We start from the raw sequence: 25,762 nt of genomic DNA, 5'->3' as shown, positions 1-25,762 counted from the left end.
GGAGCGGCGCCCTGCCAAAATATCGAAAACAACCCCATGCAAAGGAGCCGGCAGCGTGCCGGCATCCGACATGGCAGCTTGACACGTCGGGCAAATCAGCGGCATTATTCTATAATTCAGAAATCGTGTGACTGACCTCACCCCGCGGGATCGATCACCCGCTGGAGGGCCGGGCAATCGCATATGGCAAAAGAACTTCGTCGTCCCGGACAAGCGCAGCGAAGCGGAGCGCAGATCCGGGACCCATAACCACAGGGCGTAGTGATAAAAGCGAGCTGGGGCCACAACCTTGTTCAACAACAAGGCCCTTTGGTTATGGGTCCCGGCCTACGCCGGGACGACACCGAACTTTGCATATGCGATTGCCCTACCTCCAGGGGAGGGTGAAGCCAAATCACCCGATCGCGATGCCGCCGCCGATGGTGCGGTTGAGCACCTGCGTGGTGCGCTCGATCCGCTCGGCCGCGGCGTTGAGCGCGTTGGAGACCGCGGTCTGGGTGGCGCGGGCGCGGTCGGTGGCGGCGGTGCGGGCATTGCGCAACTGCTCGACCTCTTCCTCGAGGCTGCGGATGCGCGCGCTGGCATCGACCAATTCGTCGCAGGCGGTGAGCGCCGCCATCACCGTGAGCCTGGCATCGCCGATCTCGCCGAACTTGCCGCGCAGCGATTCGACGCGCTGCTGCAGATTTTCCGCGAGCTTCAACAGCCGCACCTCCTGGCCCTCCTCGCAGGCCATCCGGTATTGCCGGCCATTAATGGTGACGTTGATGTGGCTCATCGACCCTCTCCGCCGTCGAGCACGGCGCGAATGCTGCCGATCGCCGCGTCGAGCTTTTCCGCGATGTCGCGATTGACGCGCTCGAGCTTGCGCGTCTTGACCAGCGATCCATCGAGCTCGTCGGCAAGCCGTGAGCGATCGGCGCCGAGCGCCTGGATCCGGCTCGCCAATTCGTTCTCGTCGCGGTCGGCCTCGCGCCGCCGCTCCACCGAACTTTCCAGCGCATCAAGTGCTGCCATCAGCCGCTTTGTCGCAGCATCGATATCGGCAGACGGTGCCTCGGTATTGCCAGACCCGTTGGCGAGACGATCACTCATGACACGCGGCGTGGACCCCTCAGGTAGGCCGTTAGAGATGGCTGCCGCACGGCAAAACTGGCGGTTCGGCAAGCGTTTACGGGACGAAATTTACGTGGCGAGCGAGCCAAGCGCAACGGCGGCGCGAAACTATGCACCGTTCAATGAAATAGGGCCATTTCGAGCAACTTTTCCCCGTTTGGGGGCGTTTCATCGCCTTGGACTTGCGGAATTGAGGTGCTAATCCACCCACCAACCCGTAAGGCCATCCACGCACGTATCGCGGCTGCCCGCCCCGATGCGTCCCGCAATCAGCTCCTCATTCCAAGCGGACTTTTCAACATGACGCAGGTCGATCACACCCGTATGGCCAATGCGATCCGTGGCCTTGCCATGGACGCCGTCGAGAAGGCGAATTCCGGCCATCCCGGCCTGCCGATGGGCGCCGCCGACATCGCGACCGTCCTGTTCACGAAATTCCTGAAATTCGATGCCGCCGACACGGCGTGGCCCGATCGCGACCGCTTCGTGCTGTCGGCCGGCCATGGATCGATGCTGCTCTATGCGTTGCTGTACCTGACCGGCAACAAGGACATGACGCTCGACCAGATCAAGCGTTTCCGTCAGCTCGGATCGCTGACGCCGGGGCATCCCGAGAATTTCGAGACCAGCGGAGTTGAGACCACCACCGGTCCGCTCGGCCAGGGGATTGCGACCGCGGTCGGCATGGCGCTCGCCGAGAAGATGCTGGCCGCCGAGTTCGGCAAGAAGATCGTCAACCACCACACCTATGTGCTGGCCTCCGACGGCGACCTGATGGAAGGCATCTCGCAGGAAGCGATCGCGCTCGCCGGCCACTGGCGTCTCAACAAGATGATCGTGCTGTACGACGACAACGGCATCTCGATCGACGGCCCGACCTCGATCTCCGACTCGGTCGATCAGGTGAAGCGCTTCAAGTCCGCCGGCTGGGCTGCCGAGCTGATCGACGGCCATGACCCGCAGGCGATTGCCGCTGCGATCACCCGCGCGCAGAAGTCCAACAAGCCGTCGATGATCGCCTGCAAAACCACGATCGGATACGGCGCGCCGCACAAGGCCGGCACGGCGAAGGCCCATGGCGAGGCGCTCGGCGCCGACGAGCTCAAGGCCGCCAAGGAAAAACTCGGCATCTCGCTCGAGCCGTTCTCGGTGCCCGACGACGTGTTGAAGGCCTGGCGCGAGGCAGGCGCCCGCGGCGCCGCCGCGCACAAGGCGTGGGACGAGCAGTTCGCGCAGCTCGGCAACCGCAAGCGCGCCGAGTTCGAACGTCGCATCCGTCACGAGCGGCCGCAATCGCTCGCCAAGGGACTGCGCGCCTTCAAGAAGGGCCTGTTGGAAAATCCGCTCAACGTCGCCACCCGCAAATCGTCGGAAGCCGCGATCGAGGTGATCGCGGCCGCGATGCCGATGGAATTCGTGGCCGGCTCCGCCGACCTCACCGGCTCCAACAACAACAAGGCGAAGTCGGCGACGGCGTTCGGCGCCAAGACGCCGAAGGGCCGCTTCATTCATTACGGCATCCGCGAACACGGCATGGCGGCGTGCCTCAACGGCATCTTCCTGCATGGCGGCTTTGCGCCGAACGGCGCCACCTTCCTGGTGTTCACCGACTATGCGCGCGGCGCGATGCGGCTGTCGGCGCTGATGGGCACCGGCGTCGTCTATGTCATGACCCACGACTCGATCGGCCTCGGCGAGGACGGCCCGACCCACCAGCCGGTCGAGCACCTCTCCGCGCTGCGCGCAATGCCCAACATGCGCGTGTTCCGTCCCTGCGATGCGGTCGAGACCGCCGAGTGCTGGGAACTGGCGCTCAATCGCGTCGACGGGCCGACGGTGCTGGCGCTGACCCGCCAGAACCTGCCGCAGCTCCGCACGTCAGCGCCGAACGACAACCCGTGCAGCCACGGCGCCTACGAGCTGGTCGCGGCCCAGGGTGACGCAAAAGTGTCATTGTTCGCCTCCGGTTCCGAGGTCCAGATTGCGGTCGAGGCGCAGAAGCAGCTCGCCGGACGCGGCATCGCGACGCGGGTGGTCTCGGTGCCGTCGCTGGAATTGCTGCTGGCGCAGCCTGCCGAGCGGCAAAACGCCATTATCGGCAAGGCCCCGGTCAAGATCGCGATTGAGGCCGCGGTGCGCTGGGGCTGGGATGCCGTGATCGGCCATGATGGCGATTTCATCGGCATGCACGGTTTCGGTGCCAGCGCCCCGGCGAAGGACCTTTTCCCGCATTTCGGCATTACTGCTGAAGCCGTCGTTAACGCTGCCACCAAGCGCGTCTGACGCCGGCCTGACGCCCGCGGGCCACGGTTGAGCTTGTCGTAAAAAAGGATTACCAAAGCTCCATCTTTTCCGTACGCGCCCGGCCGAACCGGGCGTTCCGCCGTAAGAACCTCGTGGGAGCCCTCCCGCGGGGCTGACAACAGCTTTAGAGGAGACGAGCATGGCAATCCGCGTCGCGATCAACGGGTTTGGGCGTATCGGCCGCAATGTGTTGCGCGCCATCGCCGAGTCCGGCCGCAAGGACATCGAAGTGGTCGGCATCAACGACCTCGGCCCGGTCGAGACCAACGCACATCTGCTGCGCTTCGATTCCGTGCACGGCCGCTTTCCGGGCACCGTGACCGTCGACGGCGACTCGATCAGCCTCGGCGACAACAAGATCAAGGTTTCGGCCGAACGCGATCCCTCCAAGCTGCCGTGGAAGGCGCTGGGCGTCGATGTCGCGCTGGAATGCACCGGCATCTTCACCGCCAAGGACAAGGCCTCGGCGCATCTCGCCGCCGGCGCCAAGCGCGTGCTGGTCTCGGCGCCCGCCGACGGCGCCGACGCCACCATCGTCTACGGCGTCAATCACGACACGCTGAACAAGGATCAGCTCGTCGTCTCCAACGGCTCCTGCACCACCAACTGCCTCGCGCCGGTCGCCAAGGTCCTGAACGACACCGTCGGCATCGAAACCGGCTTCATGACCACGATCCACGCCTATACCGGCGACCAGCCGACGCTCGACACCCTGCACAAGGACCTCTATCGCGGCCGCGCTGCGGCGATGTCGATGATCCCGACCTCGACCGGCGCCGCCAAGGCGATCGGCCTGGTGCTGCCGGAACTGAAGGGCAAGCTCGACGGCGTCTCGGTCCGCGTGCCGACCCCGAACGTGTCGGTGATCGACCTCAAGATCGTCGCCAAGCGCGCCACCGACGCCAAGGAGATCAACGAGGCGATGAAGCGCGCCGCCGAGCAGCAGCTCAAGGGCATCCTCGGCTACACCAATGCGCCGAACGTCTCGATCGACTTCAACCACGATCCACACTCGGCCACCTTCCACATGGACCAGACCAAGGTGCAGAACGGCACGCTGGTGCGCGTGATGGCCTGGTACGACAATGAGTGGGGCTTCTCGAACCGCATGGCGGACACCGCCGTCGCGATCGGCAAGCTGATCTAAGCTCGACTGTTCGCGATGCCCGGCCCAAAGCCGGGCATCATTGTTTTGCTCCTCCGTCATTCCGGGATGGTCCGAAGGACCAGACCCGGAATCTCGAGATTCTCGGTGCGCAATTGCGCACCTGAGGGTTCGATGCTCCGCGTTGCCCCGGAATGACCGCTCAGAATTCGAGTTGACCCCATGACAAAATCGTTCCGTACCCTCGACGACGTCAACGTGAAGGGCAAGCGCGTGCTGCTGCGCGTCGACCTCAACGTCCCCATGGAAGGCGGCCGCGTCACCGACGCCACCCGGCTCGAGCGCGTTGCCCCGACCATCACCGAGATCTCCGACAAGGGCGGCAAGGTGATCCTGCTCGCCCATTTCGGCCGCCCCAAGGGCCGCGATCCCAAGGAGTCGCTGAAGCCGGTCGCCGAGGCGCTGTCGAAGGTGATCAAGCGCCCGGTCGGCTTCGCCGAGGATTGCATCGGCGAGGCGGCGGCCAATGCGGTTGCAGCCCTCAAGGACGGCGACATCCTCTGTCTGGAAAACACCCGCTTCCACAAGGAAGAGGAGAAGAACGACGCCGGCTTCGTCGCGGAGCTGGCCAAGCTCGGCGACATCTGGGTCAACGACGCCTTCTCCGCCGCGCATCGCGCCCATGCCTCGACCGAGGGCCTCGGCCACAAGCTGCCGGCCTATGCCGGTCGCACCATGCAGGCCGAGCTCGACGCGCTGGGCAAGGCGCTGGAAGCCCCGACCAAGCCGGTGATCGCGATCATCGGCGGCGCCAAGGTTTCGACCAAGATCGACCTGCTGGAAAACCTCGTGAACAAGGTCGACGCGCTGGTGATCGGCGGCGGCATGGCCAACACCTTCCTGCACGCGCAAGGCGTCGCCGTGGGCAAGTCGCTCGCCGAGAAGGACCTCGCGGCGACCGCGCTGCGGATCATGGAAAAGGCCAACGCCGCCAATTGCGCAATCATCCTTCCCGTCGACGCCGTCGTCGCCAGCCAGTTTGCCGCCAACGCGCCGTCGCACGCCTATGGCCTCGACGCGATCCCGGCCGACGGCATGATCCTCGACGTCGGCCCGCAATCGATCGCGCGCATCCATGCCGCGATCGACGATGCGGCGACGCTGGTCTGGAACGGGCCGCTCGGCGCCTTCGAGCTGACGCCGTTCGACCGCGGCACCGTGGTATCGGCCAAGCATGCCGCCGAGCGCACCAAGGCGAAGAAGCTGATCTCGGTCGCCGGCGGCGGCGACACCGTCGCGGCGCTGAACCAGGCGGGCGTGGCCGGCGATTTTTCCTACGTCTCGACCGCGGGCGGCGCGTTTCTTGAATGGATGGAAGGCAAGCCGCTGCCGGGCGTCGAAGTTTTGAAAAACGGTTGAATGAGTTCAAATCCGAACGTGCTTTAGAGGGAGAAATCGAATGGCTCGCATCACGTTGCGGCAACTGCTCGACCACGCGGCCGAGCACGACTACGGCGTACCTGCCTTCAATATCAACAACATGGAGCAGGCGCTGTCGATCATGGCGGCGGCCTCCGAGGTCGACGCGCCGGTCATCATCCAGGCTTCGCGCGGTGCGCGGTCCTACGCCAACGACGTCATGCTCAAGCACATGATGGACGCCGTCACCGAGATCTACCCGCAGATCCCGGTCTGCGTGCATCTCGACCACGGCAACGAGCCCGCCACCTGCATGACCGCGATCCAGGCCGGCTTCACCTCGGTCATGATGGACGGTTCGCTGAAGGCCGACGGCAAGACCCCCGGCGACTGGGACTACAATGTCGGTGTCACCAAGACCGTGACCGGCATGGCCCATCTCGGCGGCATCTCGGTGGAAGGCGAGCTCGGCGTGCTCGGCTCGCTCGAGACCGGCATGGGCGACAAGGAAGACGGCCACGGCGCCGAGGGCAAGCTGTCGCATGACCAGCTGCTGACCAATCCGGACGAAGCCGTGAAGTTCGTCAAGGAGACCAAGGTCGACGCGCTGGCGATCGCGATGGGCACCTCGCACGGCGCCTACAAGTTCACCCGCAAGCCGGACGGCGACATCCTCGCCATGAACGTGATCGAGGAAATCCATCGCAAGCTGCCGAACACGCATCTCGTCATGCACGGCTCCTCGTCGGTGCCGCAGGAGCTGCAGGAGATCATCAACGCCAATGGCGGCAAGATGAAGCCGACCTGGGGCGTGCCGGTCGCCGAGATCCAGCGCGGCATCAAGAACGGCGTGCGCAAGATCAACATCGACACCGATAACCGGATGGCGATGACCGGCCAGATCCGGAAAGTTCTGAAGGACAATCCGGAAGAGTTCGATCCGCGCAAATACCTGAAGCCCGCGATGGACGCGATGACCAAGCTGTGCAAGCAGCGCCTGCAGGAGTTCAACACCGCGGGCCAGGCCAGCAAGATCAAGAAGGTGCTGACCACGGCCGAGATGGCCAAGCGCTACGCCGCGGGGCAGCTCGACCCGAAGGTGGCGTAAGCGCTCTTCTCGCCGAGGACTGCGATCACCTCTCCCCATCGGGGAGAGGTCGGATCGCGCCAGCGATCCGGGTGAGGGGTTCAGGTCCTCGATAGAGCACATCCCCTCACCCGCGCCTTCGGTGCGACCTCTCCCAATGGGAGAGGTGGAACGTTCAAACGCCGGCCGCGACGAACGTTTTCTAGGCATTTGCCCGAGAACCGCCTATTTTGGTTTGCAAAGGCAATGCGCTCTGGAGGACGCTTTCATGAACCTCGCTGACCTCAACAAAATCGCCCTCGCCATGGTCACCCCGGGCAAGGGCATCCTTGCCGCCGACGAATCCTCCGGCACCATCAAGAAGCGGTTCGACGCCATCAAGGTCGATTCGACCGAGGACAATCGCCGCGACTATCGCGAGATGCTGTTCCGCTCGCAGGAGGCGATGAGCAAGTACATCTCCGGCGTCATCCTGTACGACGAAACCATCTGGCAGAATGCCAAGGACGGCACGCCGCTGATCAAGCTGATCGAGCAGGCAGGCAGCATCCCCGGCATCAAGGTCGACGAAGGCACCCAGCCGCTGCCGAACTGCCCCGGCGAACTCGTCACCGTCGGGCTCGACAGGCTCGCCGAGCGGTTGAAGAAATATTACGAGCGCGGTGCGCGCTTTGCGAAATGGCGCGCGGTGATCGATATCGGGCCGCGTATCCCGACCCAGACCGCGATCCGCGTCAACGCCCACGCGCTGGCGCGCTACGCCGCGCTGTGCCAGGCCGCGCAGATCGTCCCGATCGTCGAGCCCGAGGTGCTGATGGACGGCGATCACGACATCGACCGCTGCTATGAGGTGACGCAGCGCGTGCTGAACCGCACCTTCCAGGAATTGCGGGTGCAGCGCGTCGCGCTCGAAGGCATGATCCTGAAGCCGAACATGGCGATCTCGGGCAAGAAATGCCCGAAGCAGGCCTCGGTGCAGGAAGTCGCCGAGAAGACCATCCGCCTGCTCAAGAGCTGCGTGCCGGCCGCGGTGCCCGGCATCGCCTTCCTCTCCGGCGGACAGAGCGACGAGGAAGCGACCGCGCATCTCGACGCCATGAATAAGATCGGCCATCTGCCCTGGCGGCTGACCTTCTCCTATGGCCGGGCCTTGCAGGCCGCGCCGCAAAAGGCGTGGTCCGGCAAGCCCGACAACGTCCCGGCCGGCCAGCGCGCCTTCTCGCATCGCGCCCGGATGAACGGGCTGGCGAGCACCGGCAATTGGGAAGCCGGCCTCGAAAAGCAGGCGGCATAATTGGCCAGCAAGCCCGTTCCGCCGCGCCCGGCGCCGCGCCTCTATCTGGCAACGCCGCCGGTCGACGAGCCGTCGCGGCTCGCGGCCGAGCTCACCGAGTTGCTCGCCGCGGCCGATGTCGCGGCCGTGCTGGTGCGGCTGCGCGAGAGCGACCCGCGCAGCATGATCTCGACCGTGAAGGCGCTCGCGCCCGCGATCCAGAACGCCGGTGCCGCGCTGTTGATCGACGGCCATCCCGACATCGTGGCCCGCGCCGGCGCCGATGGCGCGCATCTGACCGGCCTTGCCGCGATGGAAGAGGCCGCGCCCGCGCTGAAGCCGGACCGCATCACAGGCGTCGGCGGGCTCGTGACGCGCCACGATTCCATGGCCGCGGGCGAGGCCGGCGCCGACTATGTGCTGTTCGGCGAACCCGACGCCAAGGGACAGCGGCCGTCGCGTGAGGCGATCGCCGAGCGGCTGGAATGGTGGGATGAATTGTTCGAGCCGCCCTGTGTCGGCTTTGCGGCCTCGCGCGAGGAAGCCGAGGCGTTCGCGGCGGCCGGCGCCGATTTCGTGCTGGTCGGAGATGTCATCTGGGCCGATCCGCGTGGCGCCAAGGCTGCGCTGGTCGAGATCGCAGCGGCGATTGCGCAGGCCCATGCCGGCGCGTTCGGCAAAGCCAAGGCCGAGGGAAAGGCCGAGGGATGACGGCGGAATGAAATGCCTGCATCCGATAGCTGTTGCGCTCGGCTGCACGATGCTGGCGAGCGGCGCGATGGCGCAGCTCTCGATCACGCCGCCAGCCCAGACGCCGCCGCCCGCGAAGAAGGAGGCGTCGAAAGAGAAGCCGAAGGTGCATTCGCCGGTCGCCAAGCAGCCGGCGCCGAAGCCTGCCGCGTCCGCGACGCCAAAGCCCGGCGCATCCGCGACGCCCACCCCGACGCCGTCAGCAACCCCGATGCCGGACGATCCCAACGTCGACACCGTCTACGGCGCCTATCAGCGCGGCATGTACAAGACCGCGTTCGACCTCGCGACGATGCGCGCGCAGAACAACAACGATCCCAAGGCCATGACGATGCTGGGCGAGCTCTATGCCAACGGGCTCGGCGTCAAGCGCGACTACGCCAAGGCCGACGACTGGTACAAGCGCGCCTCCGACGCCGGTGACCGCGAGGCGATGTTCGCGCTCGCCATGATGAAGATCGCCGGCCGCGGCGGCACCGTCGACAAGGATGGCGCGGTCAAGCTATTGGCGTCGGCGGCCAAGCTCGGCGAGCCCAAGGCGGCCTATAACCTCGCGCTGCTCTATCTCGACGGCCAGACCCTGCCGCAGGACCTCAAGCGCTCGGCCGAGCTGCTGCGCATGGCCGCCGACGCCGGCAGCCCTGAGGCGCAATACGCGCTGGCGACCTTCTACAAGGAAGGCACCGGCGTGCCGAAGGACCTCGAAAAGGCGGCGCGGCTGCTGCAGGCGGCCTCGCTGGCCGACAATGTCGATGCCGAGGTCGAATACGCCATCGCGCTCTACAACGGCGCCGGCACGCCGCGGAACGTGCCGGCGGCGATCGCGCTGCTGCGCAAGGCGGCCCGGCAGAACAGCGCGATCGCGCAGAACCGCCTCGCCCATGTGCTGGCGACCGGCGCCGGCGCCCCGGTGGACAAGGTCGAGGCCCTGAAATGGCACACCGTCGCCAAGACCGCCGGCAAGGGCGACCCCGATCTCGACGACATCCTCGCGGATATGACCCCGGAAGACCGCGCCAAGGGCGAGGCAGCCGCGCGAAAATGGATCGGAAACAACGTCAAATGACGCCTTGACGGCGCCACGTCCAGAGGGCACCCAGTCCGGAAATCCGGTGCGGCCCTGCCGTCCCCTCTTGACCCGTCATCCTGAGGAGCGCGTAGCGCGTCTCGAAGGATGAACGGCCCGGTCCGGGGCCGTGCACCCTTCGAGGCTCGCTGCGCTCGCACCTCAGGATGACGGGATTGGATTTGAACCCGCAGCCAGCACAATCGCATAAGAAATCATCCTCATGCTCTACTCCGCCCTCATCAATGTCATGGTCAAGGCCGCGCGCCGCGCCGGACGCAGCCTAAAGCGCGACCTCGGCGAGATCGAACACCTTCAGGTGTCGCTGAAGGGTCCGGCGAACTTCGTGTCGCTGGCCGACAAGCGCGCCGAGGAGATGCTCTACACCGACCTCGAAAAGGCCCGCCCCGGCTACGGGTTCCTCGGCGAGGAAGGCGGCAAGCGCGAAGGCCCGGACAAGACCCACACCTGGATCGTCGATCCGCTCGACGGCACCACCAACTTCCTGCACGGCATCCCGCAATTCGCGATCTCGATCGGGCTGCTGCGCGAAGACACCGTGATCGCCGGCGTGATCTACAATCCCGCCAATGACGAGCTCTACATCGCCGAGCGCGGCAAGGGCGCGTTCCTCAACGACCAGCGGCTGCGTGTCGCCGGCCGCCGCCAGCTCAACGAATGCGTGGTGGCCTGCGGCCTGCCGCATATCGGCCGCGGCAATCACCAGCTGGCGCAGCAGGAGATGGCCGCGCTGCAGACCAAGGTGGCGGGCTTCCGCCGCTTCGGCGCCGCCTCGCTCGACCTCGCCTTCGTCGCCGCCGGCCGCTTCGACGGCTATTGGGAGCGCAATTTGCAGCCATGGGACATCGCGGCCGGCCTGTTGATGGTCCGCGAAGCCGGCGGCACGATCTCCGGCATCCAGGGCAATGACGACCCGCTGCAGACCGGCCACGTGGTCTGCGGCAACGAGTTCGTGCACGGCGAGCTGATCAAGATCCTCAAGCCGCTCGGGCAGTAATGCGACGACGACGTTCAATCGTCGTCATCGTCGTCGTCCTCGTCGTCTTGTCCGTCACGAAACTCGCCGCTGAGGGTCAGGCCCTCGATGGCGGTGGCGCCCTTTGCCTTGATCACTCGGCGCAGCGGCACCGAGCTCGCGCTGCGCAGCGCCTCCATCAGCTGTTCCGAATGGGTGACGATCCAGATGTCGGCGCGGCGCGACGCCTTGGCGATCAGCCGGGCCAACGGCGCGAGCAGCGACGGATGCAGGCTGGTCTCGGGCTCGTTCAGCGCGATGAACGGCGGCAGCCGATAGCCCATGAACACCGCGAGCAGGCAGATATATTTCAGCGTGCCGTCGGATAGTTCGTGCGCCCTGAACGCGCGCGGCATGTCCGCCTGCCGCAGCTCGAATTCGCACCGCCCGTTGTCGTCCCATGCCCGGAGCTCGGCACCCGGAAATGCATCCTCGATCGCATCCTGCAAGTCGACCGCATCCTGCCGGATCGCGCTGAGCGTTGCCAAGGCGGCGGCCAGATCGCTGCCATCGGCGCTCAGCGACGGCGTCGTGATCGCAAGACAGGGCTTGCGGATCGGCGACGCCGGATCGGTGCGGAAGTCGTGATAGAAGCGCCAGCTCTGCAACGCGTTCCTGATCAGTCCGACTTCGGGACAGGTCTGGCCGTCGATGAAATCGGCGAGCGCGGTTTCCGACGGCAGCACCGCATTCTTGTGCTCGCTCCAGGCCCCGCTCTCGCCGCGGACGCTGACGTGCGAATTGGTCCGTTCCATCATCAGCACCTTGCGCTTGCCGTGGATCGCCTCGATGCGTTCGGACTTGATCATCGGTTCGCCGGGAAACGCCGCCTCGACCGGGCCGGGATGTCCGAGCTCGATTGCGTAATTGACGTGCTCGAATCTGACCGCCAGCCGCAGCCGCGCATCCTCGCCCCGCCGGCGGACGCCGGACCAGCACACCGAGTTCAACCCACCCTCGTCGGCGATCGTGCGGGTGATCCGGCCGGTCGCCGCGTCGCGCAGCAGCGACAGCGACTTGTAGAGATTGGATTTGCCGACGCCGTTCTCGCCGACAAAGACGGAGAGCGGTTGAATGGGCATCGAGAGCCGTCGGATCGAGCGATAGTTCGAGATCGCAATATCGCTCGGCCGCATCACATGCTCTCAATCCTCGGGTTGCCTGCACGCCCCCCGTTCAATCCAGAGCTGCAATCTGGATTGACTGCCTCGCGAAAGCAAGCCGGAGGCGTCGCCGACGGACATCAGTGGCCTCCCCTTGCCGGCGCAGGCGGGCCGTAGACTTCGGCGTTCTCCGGCGCCTTCTCCCGGTCACCGGCCAGCACGCGCTGCACGCTGACGAAGAACACCGGCACCAGGAGCAGCGCGAGGATCACCACGGCGATCATGCCGCCCATGACAGAGGTGCCGAGCGCCTGCTGGCTGGCGCCGCCGGCGCCGGCCGCGATCGCCATCGGCAGCACGCCGCAGACGAAGGCGAGACCGGTCATCAGGATCGGGCGGAAGCGGAGACTGCACGCCTCGATGGTCGCCTCGACCAGCGGCTTACCCTGCGCCCGCAGATCCTTGGCGAACTCGATGATCAGGATCGCGTCCTTGGCGGCGAGGCCGATGATGGTGATCAGGCCGACGGTGAAATAGACGTCGTTCGGCAGGCCGCGCAGCGTCGCCGCCACCACGGCGCCGAGAATGCCGAGCGGCACGGTGAGCAGCACCGCGAGCGGAATGGTCCAGCTCTCGTAGAGTGCGGCAAGCAGCAGGAACACCACCAGCACCGACAGGGCGAGCAGGAACGGCGCCTGCGAACCCGACAGCTTCTCCTGCAACGACTGGCCGGTCCACTCATAGCCGAAGCCGCGCGGCAGCTTGTCGGCGAGCCGCTCCATCTCGGCGATCGCATCGCCCGAGGTGAAGCCGGGCTTCGCCTCGCCGGAGATGCGCACCGCCGGATAGTAGTTGAAGCCCGCGATCTGCGTCGGCCCCTTGGTCCATTCGATGCTGGCGAAGGCTGAGAACGGCACCAGCTGGCCGCGGCTGTTCTTGACGTTGTAATTGAGGATGTCGTCCGGCTTCATCCGGCTGGCCTTGTCGGCCTGCACGACGACGCGCTGCATCCGCCCGCGGTTCGGGAAGTCGTTGATGTAGTTCGAGCCGAGATTGGTCGAGATCGTGTTGTTGATGTCCTCGAAGGTGAGGCCGAACGCACCCGCCTTCTCGCGGTCGATCATCAGATTGACCTGCGGCGCCGGCGGCAGGCCCTCGACATAGACCTTCTGCAGCACAGGACTGGCATTGGCTTCCGCGACCAGGCGGTCGCTTGCGGCGATCAGCGCCGCATAGCCCTTCTGGCCGCGATCCTGCAGGCGGAACGAGAAGCCCGAGGAGTTGCCGAGATTGTCGATCGGCGGCGGCTGCAGCGCCGAGATCCTGGCGTCGCGGATCGACGACAGGTCGCGGTTGATGTCGGCAACGATCGCCGCCGCGGAATCCTTCGACCCGCGCTCCGACCAGTCCTTCAGCGTGATGAAGGCCTGCGCGGTGTTCATGCCCTGGCCGAGGAAGCTGAAGCCGGTGAGGAACGTCACGTTCTCGATGCCGGCACGGTCCTTCAGGTATTTCTCGACCTGCTCGACCGCAGCCTCGGTGCGCGCGTAGGACGATTCCGACGGCGTCTGCACGTCGGTCGTGATGAAGCCCTGGTCGTCGACCGGCAGGAAGCCGCCGGGCAGCCGCACGAAGCCGTAGGCGACGCCCGCAAACAGCACGAGATAGATCAGCATCAGCCGGCCGGTGCGCTTCAGCGAGCCCTGCACCGTGCGGGTGTAGCCGGCGCGGCTGGTGTCGAGCACGCGGTTGAACCAGCCGAACACGCCCTTGCGGGCATGGCCGTGGCCCTTCTCGACCGGCTTGAGCAAAGTCGCGCAGAGCGCCGGCGTCAGCGACAGCGCGAGCAGCGCCGAGAACGCGATCGCCGCCACCATGGTGACCGAGAACTGCCGATAGATGATGCCGACCGAGCCCGGGAAGAACGCCATCGGCACGAACACCGCCATCAGCACCAGCGTGATGCCGATGATGGCGCCGGTGATCTGCGACATCGCCTTGCGGGTGGCTTCCTTCGGTGGCAGGCCTTCCTCGGCCATGATGCGCTCGACGTTCTCAACCACGACGATGGCGTCGTCGACCAGGATGCCGACCGCCAGCACCATGCCGAACATGGTCAGCATGTTGATCGAATAGCCCACCGCCATCAGCGTGGCGCAGGTGCCGAGCAGCGCGACCGGAACCACGATGGTCGGAATGATGGTGTAGCGGATGTTCTGCAGAAACAGGAACATCACGACGAACACCAGCACCACCGCCTCGACCAGCGTCATCAGGACCTTCTCGATCGAGGCCTTCACCACGGGCGTGATGTTGTAGGGGATTTCGTAGGAGATGTTGGCCGGGAAGAAGCGCGACAGCTCCTGCATCTTGTCTTCCACCGCGCTCGCGGTCGCCAGCGCATTGCCCTTCGGCGACAGCAGCACCGAGAGGCCGGCCGTCGGCCTGCCGTTCACGCGGGTGTTGAACTGATAGCTGAGGCCGCCGACCTCGATCCGCGCGACGTCGCGCAGCCGGACCGTCGAGCCGTCGGGATTGGCGCGCAGGATGATCGCGCCGAATTCGTCCGGCGAGGAGAGCTGGCCCTTGACCAGCACCTGCGCCGAAATCTTCTGCGTGTCGGTGCTCGGCTCGGCGCCGATGCTGCCGGAGGCGACCTGGGCGTTCTGCGCCGCGATCGCCTTGTTGACGTCGTCGGCCGACAGGCCGTAGCCGACCAGCTTGGCCGGATCGATCCAGACGCGCAAGCTGCGCTCGGTCGAATACAGCGTGGCGCGGCCGACGCCGGGGATGCGGCGCACCTCGCCCAGCACGTTGCGGATCATGAAGTCGCCGAGGCCCACTTCATCCAGCGAGCCGTCGGTCGAATTCAGCGTGATGATCTGCAGCACGGCGGAGGAGGCTTCCTCGACCAGGATGCCCTGCTGGATCACGGCACGCGGCAGCCGCGCCTCGACGCGCTTGAGGCGGTTCTGCACCTCGACCGAAGCCTGGCTGGTGTCGGTGCCCGGCTTGAAGTTGGCGATGATCTCGACCTGGCCGAGCGAGTCGGAGGTCGATTCGAAGTTCAGGATGTTGGCGGCACCGTTGAGCTCCTCCTCGATCAGCCGCGTCACGCTGTTGTAGAGGTTCTCCGGCGACGCGCCGGGATAGCTCGTCGAGATCGAGATCGAGGGCGGCGCGATGATCGGATACTGCGCCACCGCAAGCAGCGGAATCGAGATCGCGCCGACCAGACAGATGAACAGCGCCACGACCCAGGCGAAGATCGGCCTGTCGATGAAGAAGCTAGGCATGTCGGATCACCGCACCGCGTGCGCGGTCTGCGGAGAATCCGTCGCTGCCGCAGCGGCATCGACCTCACGCCAGGCCAGCGGCCGGACCTTGTCGCCGGCGGCGAATTTCTGGAAGCCCTCGACCACGACCTTGTCGCCGGCCTTCAGGCCCTCGGTCACGAACCAGGTGCCGCCCTGCAGCGAACCGGTGCGCACCGGCTGCACCGCGACGAGATTGTCGTCCTTGACGACGAACACCTCGCTGCCGCCGCCGCCATTGCGCTGGATCGCCTGCTGCGGCACCGCGATTGCGTCCGAGTCGATGCCCTGCTCGATCTGCACGCGGACATACATGCCCGGCAGCAGGATACGATGCGGGTTCGGGAACTCGCCGCGCAGGGTCACCTGCCCGGTGTAGGCGTCGACCTTGGCGTCGGAGAACAACAGCTTGCCCGGCAGCGGATAGATCGAGCCGTCGTCGAGCACGAGGCGAACCTTCATCGCGTCGGGCGCGATGCGGTCGAGATCGCCGCTCTCGAAGGCGCGGCGGAGCTGGTTCATCTCTGTCACCGACTGCTGGAAGTCGGCATAGATCGGATCGAGCTGCTGGATGGTGGCAAGGCTGGTGGGGTCGTTCTGCACGACCAGCGCGCCCTCGCTGATCACGGCAGCGCCGATGGTGCCGTCGATCGGCGCACGGATGGTGGCGTAATCCAGATTGAGCTTCGCACGCGCGACGTCAGCCTCGCGGCCCTGCACGTCGGCTTCGGCCTGCTTCAAATTGGCGATCGCCCTCTCGTTCTCGGCTTCCGAGGTCGCACGCTGGTTGGTCAGGGTCGCGATGCGGCGGGCCTGCAGCGCAGTCTGCTCGAGCACGGCCTTGGCGCGCGCCAGCGCCGCCTCGGTCGACTGCAATTCGACCTCGAACGGCCGCGGATCGATCTGGTACAGGGGGTCGCCGACCTTCACCTCGCTGCCCTGATGGAACATGCGGTTGACCACGATGCCGGAGACGCGCGGGCGCACCTCGGAGACGCGGGTCGGCGCGATACGGCCCGGCAGCTCGCGCACCATCGCGCGGGCCTGCGGCTTCACGGTGACGACACTGACGTCCGGCTCGGGTGCTTGTGCGGCGGCGGTTGCGGTGGTCGGCTCGTCGCAGCCTGCAAGCAGTGGCGCCGTCACGGCCAGCATCAGAGCAATGCATGCCGATTGCGCGCGAAGTCCAGACATTGAGATGATCGCCCCTGTGGTTGGCTGGGAATAAACAAACGGCGGCGCCACAGCGGCACCGCTTCTGCCGCCAAAAATAAATCCTGCTTGCTGCGACGCAATGCGTTTGTCGGGCGGCTCAATGTCACACAAACCTATCGTTCTGATTTTGCGGCATGTTTTGCCGACTCACTGGATTGTGAGCGGGTTCCATCGGAGGCTGTGGGAATGCGTTAAGGACTGCGGGAGCGGGAACGCGGCCTTCGCTTGTGCAGGAATGTCGCAGGTTACCAACGCGTCATGCGCGGCGCGCGAAATCGCGATCGCGCCCCCGATCGTGGTGCACCCCCGTCGAAGCACCCCGCGTTCGTCTCGCGATCTGCACGCGGGATTGGCACCTTCTGCACACGCCGATGCGCCGGCGCCCCGGAAAGCTGCGCAAAGCGGCAACAGTCCGCTCCGTATCAACCCGAGGTTCTGCCGACAGCCTTTGGATTCGGCTTTCCTCACTGCGCCGCTGTGCCATATTGCTGGCAGATGCGGCCTTCGCGAACGGATGACCCGGCAATGCCCCCTTCCCGCTCCGACATGGAGATCGAACTGAGCAAGCTGTCCTCGCCCAGGATCTTCCTGGTGCGGATGCTGGTGTTCCTGGTGCTCTGCGGCCTGGTCGGGGTCGTGCTGTACAAGCAGATCGTCACCGCCTTCTTCGCCAATCCCGGGCTGAACGCCCTGATCGGCGCGGTGCTCCTGATCGGCATCATCCTGGCGTTCCGCCAGGTGATCCGGCTCTATCCCGAGGTCGCCTGGGTCAATAATTTCCGCATCGCCGATCCCGGCCTTGCGATCGACCGCCGCCCGACGCTGCTCGCCCCCATGGCGGCCATTCTCGGCGGCGAACGCAGCGGGCGGATGTCGATCACGCAGCAGACCATGCGGCATCTCTTGGATTCGATCGCAACCCGGCTGGATGAGGCCCGCGACATCTCGCGTTACATGACCGGCCTTCTGGTGTTTCTCGGCCTGCTCGGCACCTTCTGGGGCCTGATCGAGACGGTCGGCTCGGTCGGCAAGGTGATCGACGGGCTCAAGGTCGGCGGCGATTCCGGTGCGCTGTTCGACACGCTGAAGGAGGGCCTCGCCGCCCCGCTCGGCGGCATGGGCATCTCGTTCTCGTCCTCGCTGTTCGGCCTCGCCGGCTCGCTGATCCTCGGCTTCCTCGATCTGCAATCGAGCCAGGCCCAGAACCGCTTCTACACCGACCTCGAGGACTGGCTCGCCACCACCGTGCGCGGCATTTCCGGCGACGAGGCCGGCGCTGGCGGCGCCGAGATGCAGGGCGCGATCGACCGGCTGCGCGCCACGCTCGAGGAAGGCGGCGGCGGCGCGGGCGGCCGCAACACCACGGCGGCGATGGCCAATCTGGCCGAGGCGATCCAGGGACTGGTCGCGCATATGCGCACCGAGCAGCAGATGATCCGCGAATGGGCCGACGGCCAGGGCGAGCAGAACCGCGAGATCAAGCGGCTGCTCGAACGCCTCGCCCGTCAGCCCGAGAAGAGCTGAGCCACGGAGGCCGATGTGCTGGACCACGTGACCATCGGCATCGGCGATATCGAGCGGTCCAAGGCCTTCTATGATGCGGCTTTGCGCTCCCTTGGCATCAGCCGCCTGTATGCGGAGGGTGACGCGTTCGCCGGCTATGGCGTGCATCCGAAGGCCTTCTTCTGGATCGGCCGGCGCAGCACGCCGCAGACCGGCGCCCACATCGCCTTCACGGCAAACGATCGCGCCACCGTCGATCGCTTCTACGAGGACGCGATCAAGGCCGGCGGCAGGGACAATGGGCGGCCCGGAATTCGGCCGCACTATCATGCAAACTACTACGGTGCTTTCGTGCTGGACCCCGACGGCCACAACATCGAGGCCGTCTGCCATGCGCCGCACTGACTGGAACTAAAGGGAAACCAGATGGCTCTCGCCCGCTCGCGCCGCAGCGAATCCGGCTTCAACTACTGGCCCGGCTTTGTCGACGCGCTGTCGACGCTGGTGCTGTCGATCGTGTTCCTGCTCTCGGTGTTCCTGGTCGTGCAGTTCTTCCTGTCGCAGGAGGTTACCGGCAAGGACAAGGCGCTGGAGCAGCTCACCGCCAAGATCGCCCAGCTCAATGAGCTGCTGTCGCTGGAGAAGTTGTCAAAGCTGACGCTCGATGACCAGGTGTCGCAGCTGCGCGCTGGCCTTGCCTCCGCCGAGAGCGAGCGCGACCGCATGAAGGGGCTGTATGAGGGGCTCGCCAATTCCGGCAACGACGCACAGGGCCGCGCCGCCGAGCTCAACAAGGCGCTGGAGTCCGAGAAGAGCGTGTCGTCGCGCGCGCTGGCGCAGATCGAGGTGCTGAACCAGCAGATCAGCGCGCTGCGCCGCCAGCTCGCCGCGCTCGAGGAGGCGCTCGACGCCTCCGAGAAGCGCGACAAGGAATCGCAGAACCGGATCGCCGATCTCGGCCAGCGCCTCAACGTCGCGCTGGCGCAGCGGGTGCAGGAACTGTCGAAATACCGCTCGGAGTTCTTCGGGCGGCTGCGCGCGATCCTCGGCAACCGCCCCGATATCCGCATCGTCGGCGACCGCTTCGTGTTCCAGTCGGAAGTGTTCTTCGACACCGGGCAGGCAACCTTGCTGCCGGAGGGCAAGACCGAGCTCGATACCGTGGCGAACGCGCTGATCGACCTCGACAAGCAGATCCCGGCCGAGATCGCCTGGGTGCTGCGCGTCGACGGCCACACCGACGTGCGGCCGATCACCAACAGCCCGCTGTTCAAGTCGAACTGGGAATTGTCCTCGGCGCGCGCGATCTCGGTGGTGCAATACCTGATCTCGCGCGGCGTGCCGGCGCAGCGCCTGGTCGCCGCCGGTTTCGCCGAATTCCAGCCGCTCGACACCGCGCAAACCGAAGACGCCTACAAACGCAACCGCCGCATCGAGCTGAAGCTGACGGAGAGATGAGGCCGCTGCGATAAACCATCCGTCGGGCCCGCTGCTCACCCAGCGGTATTCCGGGGCTCGCGAAGCGAGAACCCGGAATCCATCAGGCCGCATCGCTTGGGGAGAAATGGATTCCGGGCTCGACGCTTCCCGTCGCCCCGGAATGACGAGAAGAATTTGCGGTGTCATCACCCGCGCATGCGGTCGAGCAACCCAGCGGCACGCGCGCGTGAGGGAGCCACCGGCGTGAGGGTTCCCTCTCCCCTTGCGGGAGAGGGTTAGGGAGAGGGGTGCCACACGGCGCTCTCCGCATTCGTCACGACGACAACGGAGTGGGATTGCACGGGTTGTGCTTTTCGTCGATCATCTCGCCCGGAGCCACCCCTCTCCCCAGCCCTCCCCCGCAAGGGGACCGCAAGGGGGGAGGGAGCCTAAACAGCGTGCCCTCCTCACGCGTGACGCACGTACGAGAGATGCGTTTTCTTCACGCGATCCGGTATCCACTTCGGTCGAAAACGTTCTAGCGAGCTTTTCCCTAACGCCCGACCAATCCGAGCAATTGCTCCGGATAGCGCGCGCCCTGCACCTCGAGCGCGGCGACGCTCGGCGAACAGCTCGCCAAGGACATGATCGCGGTGCGGATCGGGCCGGATTTCCGCATGGTCGTGGTCGGTGCCCCCTCCTACTTCAAGCGGCGCGAGCCCGAGGCGGCCGCAGGACCTGACCCAGCATGCCTGCATCAACATCCGCCTGCCGACCCATGGCGGCATCTATGCCTGGGAGTTCGAGCGGCGCGGCCGCCCGCTCAAGGTCCGCGTCGACGGACAATTGGTGTTCAACAGCACGACCTTGCGGATCAAGGCGGCGCTGGCCGGACTGGGACTTGCCTATGTCGCCGAGGATCAGGTGCGCACGCAGCTCGGCAAGGGCCAATTGATCGAGGTGCTCGACGACTGGTGCGCGCCGTTTCCCGGCTATCACCTGTATTATCCAAGCCGCCGCCAATCCGCTCCGGCCTTCGCCCTTCTGGTCGATGCGCTGCGCTATCGCGGCTGATATTCGCCGAGGTCCGACACACGCAGATGTGCTTCACGGTTGAGCGACGGCCCTTGCAACGGGACCAACACGTCCGACGTTATCCGTGATATCATCGCGCGGGTTTGACGGACGTCACATCTTCCGCCGCGGCTGCCGCGCCATCCCGGAACAGATCATGCTCAAGACCACATTCGCCATCATCATCGTCGCCGCCGGCCTCACCCTCGCGCCGGCCCAGCTTCTCGCCCAAGGCGTCGGCGGCTCCCCGCTGCCGCCGCAGCCCGGCGACCGCGCCGCTCCGTCGGGCGGCATCGGCGGCAGCGCGCTTCCGACCCAGAGCGGCCAGCGCTATGCACCGTCATCCGGCGGCAATTTCAGTGCGGCGCCGGCGCTTCCGGGCTCCACGACCGGCAATGCCGGCAACAGCAACAACGCGGGCGACGCTCAGACGCCGCCTGCTCGCATACGCCGTTGAAGGCACACTGATGCGTCCGGCGATGCGCCAGGCCGAGCACTCAGTTCAACATTGTTCGATAGATGCGCCGCGTTAGATCGCGCCGGCCGGCTCCGCGGCCGGTTCATCCGGCTCGGCTTCCGTCATCACGAATTTGAGCCCGTAGGTGTTGCCGCGACGCCAGACCACCTCGCAGGGGTAGCGCTTGGCATGATCGGCAAGCAGCGTCAGCGCAAGGCGGTCCTTGACGTCGAACGCGACCTCGGTGGTGATCTTGGCGCCGCCCGGCGAAATATCCACCACGGCGCATTCGTTCTCTGTCACGCCATCATCGACCGTGATCCACGCCGCACGGTTGTTGAGCTGGCGCCGCGGCTCGCGACTGACCTTGATCCGTGCTCCATTGCTCGCCATCGTCATCGTCCTTGAAGACATTGGTCATTGAAAACTGGAGTCCGCGCGCGCCGATCGACGCGCCGGCACAGAACCGCACCGGCCACAATGCCGTCCCCCCGTAAAGTCCGGCTTAGCGCGATCGCTTGAACTTTACCGGAATCTTGACGGGGCTTTTAGCAAACGGGGATTCCACAATTCCATCAGCGGGATACCGGCTGCGCGAACAGCCATCGGCTTGACATGGCGACCGCTTAATTGGTGAAGTGGCGGCCGTGGCCCCCGCCACATCCCTGCAACAAGAGCGCTTCAAGCCGCCTTTTCCGACGGAAACGACCCATGCTTCTCCCCCTCGCCGACGTGCCGCGCTGGTATGCCGAACGCAAGCCCGCTGATGCGATCGCGATCAGTCATGGCACGGAGACGCTGACCTGGCATCAGCTCGAGCACCGCGCCAATGCGCGGGCGCGCGCCTTCGCCGCCAAAGGCGTCAAGCCCGGCGACTTCGTCGCGATCGGGTTGCCCAACAGCAACGCATTCTTCGAGACGACTTTCGCGGTGTGGAAATGCGGCGCGACGCCGACCTCGCTGTCGTGGCGGCTGCCGCGCGGCGAAGCCGCCGCGGTGCTCGAGATTCTCAAGCCGTCATTGGTGGTCGGCGGCGAGGCCGACTGGAATGCGCCGAACTCGCTGCCGGTGAATTTCGTGCCGGATGGATTTTCCGAGGAGCCGCTCGATGCGCCGGTCGCGCGCTACTGGAAGGCGATGACCAGCGGCGGCTCGACCGGCCGGCCGAAGGTGATCCTCGATCACAACCCCGCCGTGATCGAGACCACGACGCCGCTGATGCTCGGGATCCCGCATCAGGCCTCGCTGCTCAACCCGGGCCCGCTGTATCACAACGCACCGTTCATCCTGGCGCACTCCGCGCTGTTCGGCGGCGGAAAGCTGACCGGCATGGTGAAGTTCGACGCCGAGGAGACGCTGCGGCTGATCGAGCGCGAGCGCGTGCAATGGGTCAATTTCGTGCCGACCATGATGCACCGGATCTGGGCGCTGCCTGAAGAGGTGCGCAACCGCTACGACGTCTCCAGCCTGCAGATCGTGTTTCACATGGCTGCTCCGATGCCGCCCTGGCTGAAGGAGAAATGGATCGAATGGCTTGGCCCAGAACGGGTCTGGGAGCTCTATGGCGGCACCGAGCGGCAGGGCGCCTGTGTGATCTCGGGCGTCGAATGGATGGCGCACAAGGGCTCGGTCGGCAAGATCGGCGACACCGCGAAGCTGCGCATCATCGGCGAGGATGGCAACGACGTTAAGCCCGGCGAGACCGGCGAGATCTATTTCCTGCCCAATGACGGCGCCGGCACCACCTATCACTATCTCGGCGCCACGCCGAAGCGGCGGCCGGACGGGTGGGAATCGCTCGGCGACATCGGCCGGCTCGACGAGGAGGGCTACCTCTATCTCGGCGACCGCCTCGCCGACATGGTGCTGCGCGGCGGCGCCAACATCTATCCGGCCGAGGTCGAGGCCGCGGTCAGCGAGCATCCCGAGGTGCGTTCCTGCGTCGTGGTCGGATTGCCCGATCCGGAATTCGGCCAGCGCGTGCATGCGATCCTCGAACTCGCCGAGACTGCCGATGCGCACGCGATCGCCGACGGCATGGGCGATTTCCTGAAAGACCGGCTCAGCCGCTACAAGCATCCGGAAAGTTTCGAGCGCGTCGCCACCGCGCCGCGCGATGATTCCGGCAAGGTCCGCCGTACCATGCTGCGCGACGAGCGCGCCGCCTGGATCAAGGACAACCGCGCCTTCCGCATCATGCCGGCGCGCGCGAAGGCATGATCCGGAAAAGTGCGAAGCGGTTTTCCCGCGCGACAAACCCGGAACGGGTTTGCGCGGAGATCATGCCCAACAAAAAGCAAAAAGCGAACAGGTTCGTTTGATCTTGCGACGGGCAGGTCTGCACGCCAGATGAGCTGTGCAGGCCGCCGCGCAGGGTATATCATTCCATCTTCCCTGCCGGCAGAACCTCGGACTACCATGAGGTTCCAGCACGCTGCACGCCAGGAGATCCCCAATGCCGTCCACGACCGAATGGAAAGTGCCAGCGGCCTTTCAGCCTCGCCCCGAGGACTATCGCTATGACCTCGATCGTGCACTGATGAGTGTGGTCGGGCTGCATTCGATCATTCCACCTGACGCGTTCAGTGCCGAGACGCTCGGCACCGAGCGTACCGGCAACGGCGTGGTGATCGACCGCGGGCTGGTGCTGACGATCGGCTATCTGATCACCGAAGCCGCCACGGTGTGGCTGCATCTCGGCGACGGCCGCGCGGTCGAGGGCCATGCGCTCGGCTTCGATTTCGAATCCGGCTTCGGCCTGGTGCAGGCGCTGGGACGACTCGACATCGATCCGCTGCCGATCGGTTCGTCGGCTGCGACGCAGGTCGGCGACAACGTCGTGCTCGGCGGCGCCGGCGGCCGCACCCGCTCGGTCGCAAGCCAGATCGCGGCCAAGCAGGAATTCGCCGGCTACTGGGAATACCTGCTCGACGAGGCGATCTTCACCTACCCGGCACACCCGAACTGGGGCGGCACCGGACTGATCAACAAGGACGGCGAGCTGATCGGCATCGGCTCGCTGCAGCTCGAACGCGAGCGCTCGAGCCGCTCCGAACACGTTAACATGATCGTGCCGATCGATCTGCTGCGCCCGGTGCTCGGCGACCTGTGCAGGTTCGGCCGCGTCGACCGGCCGGCACGGCCGTGGCTCGGCATGTACACGACCGAGATCGACAACCGCCTCGTGGTGGTCGGCGTCGCGAGCAAGGGACCGGCGGCGCGCGCCGAGCTGAAGACCGGCGACGTGATCCTCGCGGTCGACGGCGACAAGGTGACGAGCCAGACCGGCTTCTACCGCAAGCTCTGGTCACTCGGTTCGGCCGGCGTCGACGTGCCGCTGACCGTCTACCACGAGGGCGTCACCTTCGACGTCACGCTGACCTCGATCGATCGCATGAAGCTGCTGAAGGCACCGCGGCTGCACTGAGCAAAAAAGAAGAGGCAGTGGCGATGAGCGAGGCCGTGGTCGACGACATCGTGGCCGTGCTGCCGCCGCTGTTGCAGACGCTGGAATCGCTGGCCTTTGTCGCGCGCAACCTCAACCCGCCGGACTTCGATCGCGTGATGCAGATCGCGGGCGCGCCGGAGCAAGCCTTGCAGGCGGTGCGGCCGCGGCTGGCCGATTGGCCGGAGAAATTCGCGCACATCAAGGCGGCGCTGGAAGCTGCGATCGAACCGGCGCTCGCCGGCTATGCGGGGCTGCGCGCGGTGCAGAACGGCGAAGGCGACCTCGTCAGCGTGTTCCGCGCGCTGCGCTATCTGCCGCGCGCGCAGGAGGCGCTCTATCCGCTGACCGAATTGCCGCCGGTCAGCGGCTTCTTCATGACGCCCGATTTGCGCGAGGATGCCGGGCTGCTGGCGAAGCTCGCCGCCAAGCCCAACGCCGACACCGGCATCTTCCACGAGCGCAACGAGCCCGGCAGCCGCGGCGGCTTCTCGATGTACGTGCCGGAATATTACACGGCCGACCGGGACTGGCCGCTGGTGATGGCGCTGCACGGCGGCAGCGGCAATGGCCGCGGCTTCCTGTGGAGCTGGCTGCGCGACGCGCGCAGCCGCGGCGCCATCCTGGTGGCACCGACCGCAACCGGCCAGACCTGGGCGCTGATGGGCGACGACAGCGACACGCCGAACCTCAACCGCATCCTCGACCAGGTACGCGAACGCTGGAACATCGACGAAACGCGCATGCTGCTGACCGGGATGAGCGACGGCGGCACGTTCAGCTATGTCAGCGGGCTCGACGGCGCCTCGCGCTTCACGCATCTGGCGCCGGTCGCGGCGACCTTCCATCCGCTGATGGCCGAGATGGCTGATGCTGACAGGCTGCGCGGCCTGCCGATCTTCATCACCCACGGCAAGCTTGACTGGATGTTCCCGGTGCAGACCGCGCGACAGACCCAGGGCTTGCTGTCGGCCGCCGGCGCCAAGGTGACCTATCGCGAGATCGACGACCTCAGCCACACCTATCCGCGCGAGATCAATGCGGAGATCATGCAGTGGCTGAATGGTGGGTGAGCG

The 25,762-nt window shown here is 65.9% G+C and carries 22 protein-coding genes and 1 pseudogene; 16 read left to right on the top strand and 7 right to left on the bottom strand.

Annotated features, from left to right (window positions below; all coding sequences use genetic code 11):
• Positions 1 to 394: 394 nt before the first annotated feature.
• Together ACVIW0_RS05395 and ACVIW0_RS05390 are read right to left on the bottom strand one after the other, a co-directional pair.
• Positions 395 to 778: a cell division protein ZapA gene (locus ACVIW0_RS05395; protein WP_021076488.1), complete on the bottom strand. Its 384-nt coding sequence runs from the start codon at positions 776 to 778 to the stop codon at positions 395 to 397.
• On the bottom strand, positions 775 to 1,095 hold the full coding sequence (locus ACVIW0_RS05390; protein ID WP_461351396.1) for a DUF4164 domain-containing protein: 321 nt from the start codon (positions 1,093 to 1,095) through the stop codon (positions 775 to 777). The genes ACVIW0_RS05395 and ACVIW0_RS05390 overlap by 4 nt, the downstream gene beginning before the upstream one ends.
• Positions 1,096 to 1,395: 300 nt before the next feature.
• Here ACVIW0_RS05390 and tkt point away from each other — a divergent pair, with 300 nt between their 5' ends.
• The 8 genes from tkt to ACVIW0_RS05350 all read left to right on the top strand — a co-directional run bounded on the left by tkt (position 1,396) and on the right by ACVIW0_RS05350 (position 11,138).
• Entirely contained in the window at positions 1,396 to 3,399 is a 2,004-nt protein-coding gene (tkt, locus tag ACVIW0_RS05385) for a transketolase (protein ID WP_461357247.1), read from the top strand.
• A gap of 160 nt (positions 3,400 to 3,559) precedes the next feature.
• Positions 3,560 to 4,567, top strand: a complete 1,008-nt coding sequence (gene gap / locus ACVIW0_RS05380) for a type I glyceraldehyde-3-phosphate dehydrogenase (RefSeq protein ID WP_461351395.1) — start codon at positions 3,560 to 3,562, stop codon at positions 4,565 to 4,567.
• A 180-nt stretch (positions 4,568 to 4,747) separates the two neighbouring features.
• The gene (locus ACVIW0_RS05375; RefSeq protein WP_461351394.1) at positions 4,748 to 5,944 is read left to right on the top strand and encodes a phosphoglycerate kinase; all 1,197 of its coding nucleotides are present in this window, start codon (positions 4,748 to 4,750) and stop codon (positions 5,942 to 5,944) included.
• Between the two features lie 40 nt (positions 5,945 to 5,984).
• Entirely contained in the window at positions 5,985 to 7,052 is a 1,068-nt protein-coding gene (gene fba / locus ACVIW0_RS05370; protein WP_461351393.1) for a class II fructose-bisphosphate aldolase, read from the top strand.
• Positions 7,053 to 7,299: 247 nt separating this feature from the next.
• A complete protein-coding gene (locus ACVIW0_RS05365) occupies positions 7,300 to 8,325 on the top strand; it encodes a class I fructose-bisphosphate aldolase (RefSeq protein ID WP_461351392.1) in 1,026 nt (341 codons plus the stop codon).
• Entirely contained in the window at positions 8,326 to 9,015 is a 690-nt protein-coding gene (locus ACVIW0_RS05360; RefSeq protein ID WP_461351391.1) for a thiamine phosphate synthase, read from the top strand.
• A 7-nt stretch (positions 9,016 to 9,022) separates the two neighbouring features.
• Positions 9,023 to 10,120, top strand: coding sequence for a tetratricopeptide repeat protein (locus ACVIW0_RS05355; RefSeq protein ID WP_461351390.1), 1,098 nt, complete (start codon positions 9,023 to 9,025; stop codon positions 10,118 to 10,120).
• 223 nt (positions 10,121 to 10,343) lie between these two features.
• The gene (locus ACVIW0_RS05350; RefSeq protein WP_461351389.1) at positions 10,344 to 11,138 is read left to right on the top strand and encodes an inositol monophosphatase family protein; all 795 of its coding nucleotides are present in this window, start codon (positions 10,344 to 10,346) and stop codon (positions 11,136 to 11,138) included.
• Positions 11,139 to 11,152: 14 nt separating this feature from the next.
• Here ACVIW0_RS05350 and ACVIW0_RS05345 read toward each other — a convergent pair whose 3' ends face one another.
• The 3 genes from ACVIW0_RS05345 to ACVIW0_RS05335 all read right to left on the bottom strand — a co-directional run bounded on the left by ACVIW0_RS05345 (position 11,153) and on the right by ACVIW0_RS05335 (position 16,767).
• Positions 11,153 to 12,292: an AAA family ATPase gene (locus ACVIW0_RS05345; RefSeq protein ID WP_461351388.1), complete on the bottom strand. Its 1,140-nt coding sequence runs from the start codon at positions 12,290 to 12,292 to the stop codon at positions 11,153 to 11,155.
• A 107-nt stretch (positions 12,293 to 12,399) separates the two neighbouring features.
• On the bottom strand, positions 12,400 to 15,555 hold the full coding sequence (locus ACVIW0_RS05340) for a multidrug efflux RND transporter permease subunit (protein ID WP_461351387.1): 3,156 nt from the start codon (positions 15,553 to 15,555) through the stop codon (positions 12,400 to 12,402).
• A gap of 6 nt (positions 15,556 to 15,561) precedes the next feature.
• Positions 15,562 to 16,767: an efflux RND transporter periplasmic adaptor subunit gene (locus tag ACVIW0_RS05335; RefSeq protein ID WP_461351386.1), complete on the bottom strand. Its 1,206-nt coding sequence runs from the start codon at positions 16,765 to 16,767 to the stop codon at positions 15,562 to 15,564.
• A gap of 546 nt (positions 16,768 to 17,313) precedes the next feature.
• On the opposite strand from ACVIW0_RS05335, the gene ACVIW0_RS05330 reads away from it, so the two are divergent.
• From ACVIW0_RS05330 to ACVIW0_RS05320, 3 genes are read left to right on the top strand one after another with little or no spacing between them, the layout of a single operon-like run.
• Entirely contained in the window at positions 17,314 to 18,312 is a 999-nt protein-coding gene (locus ACVIW0_RS05330; protein ID WP_461351385.1) for a flagellar motor protein MotA, read from the top strand.
• 15 nt (positions 18,313 to 18,327) lie between these two features.
• Positions 18,328 to 18,696, top strand: coding sequence for a VOC family protein (locus tag ACVIW0_RS05325; protein ID WP_461351384.1), 369 nt, complete (start codon positions 18,328 to 18,330; stop codon positions 18,694 to 18,696).
• Positions 18,697 to 18,717: 21 nt separating this feature from the next.
• On the top strand, positions 18,718 to 19,749 hold the full coding sequence (locus ACVIW0_RS05320) for a peptidoglycan -binding protein (protein ID WP_461351383.1): 1,032 nt from the start codon (positions 18,718 to 18,720) through the stop codon (positions 19,747 to 19,749).
• A gap of 514 nt (positions 19,750 to 20,263) precedes the next feature.
• Here the strand turns inward: ACVIW0_RS05320 and ACVIW0_RS05315 are convergent.
• A complete protein-coding gene (locus tag ACVIW0_RS05315; RefSeq protein WP_461351382.1) occupies positions 20,264 to 20,389 on the bottom strand; it encodes a hypothetical protein in 126 nt (41 codons plus the stop codon).
• Here ACVIW0_RS05315 and ACVIW0_RS05310 point away from each other — a divergent pair.
• Together ACVIW0_RS05310 and ACVIW0_RS05305 are read left to right on the top strand one after the other, a co-directional pair.
• A pseudogene (locus ACVIW0_RS05310) lies at positions 20,331 to 20,784 on the top strand (LysR substrate-binding domain-containing protein); the annotation flags it as partial. The gene ACVIW0_RS05315 and the pseudogene ACVIW0_RS05310 overlap by 59 nt on opposite strands.
• A 157-nt stretch (positions 20,785 to 20,941) precedes the next feature.
• Positions 20,942 to 21,241, top strand: a complete 300-nt coding sequence (locus tag ACVIW0_RS05305; RefSeq protein ID WP_461351381.1) for a hypothetical protein — start codon at positions 20,942 to 20,944, stop codon at positions 21,239 to 21,241.
• 72 nt (positions 21,242 to 21,313) lie between these two features.
• Here ACVIW0_RS05305 and ACVIW0_RS05300 read toward each other — a convergent pair whose 3' ends face one another.
• Positions 21,314 to 21,634, bottom strand: coding sequence for a PilZ domain-containing protein (locus tag ACVIW0_RS05300; RefSeq protein WP_461351380.1), 321 nt, complete (start codon positions 21,632 to 21,634; stop codon positions 21,314 to 21,316).
• Between the two features lie 318 nt (positions 21,635 to 21,952).
• Between ACVIW0_RS05300 and ACVIW0_RS05295 the strand changes: the two genes are divergently transcribed.
• The 3 genes from ACVIW0_RS05295 to ACVIW0_RS05285 all read left to right on the top strand — a co-directional run bounded on the left by ACVIW0_RS05295 (position 21,953) and on the right by ACVIW0_RS05285 (position 25,759).
• The gene (locus ACVIW0_RS05295; protein ID WP_461351379.1) at positions 21,953 to 23,461 is read left to right on the top strand and encodes an AMP-binding protein; all 1,509 of its coding nucleotides are present in this window, start codon (positions 21,953 to 21,955) and stop codon (positions 23,459 to 23,461) included.
• A gap of 235 nt (positions 23,462 to 23,696) precedes the next feature.
• Positions 23,697 to 24,668, top strand: coding sequence for a S1C family serine protease (locus ACVIW0_RS05290; protein WP_461351378.1), 972 nt, complete (start codon positions 23,697 to 23,699; stop codon positions 24,666 to 24,668).
• A gap of 23 nt (positions 24,669 to 24,691) precedes the next feature.
• Complete coding sequence (locus tag ACVIW0_RS05285) at positions 24,692 to 25,759, top strand: carboxylesterase family protein (RefSeq protein ID WP_461351377.1); 1,068 nt, start codon at positions 24,692 to 24,694, stop codon at positions 25,757 to 25,759.
• Positions 25,760 to 25,762: the final 3 nt, after the last annotated feature.

This window comes from Bradyrhizobium sp. USDA 4454, assembly GCF_054822705.1.
Note: the sequence above shows the minus strand (reverse complement) of the source record. Positions and strands in the feature narration are given on the sequence as shown.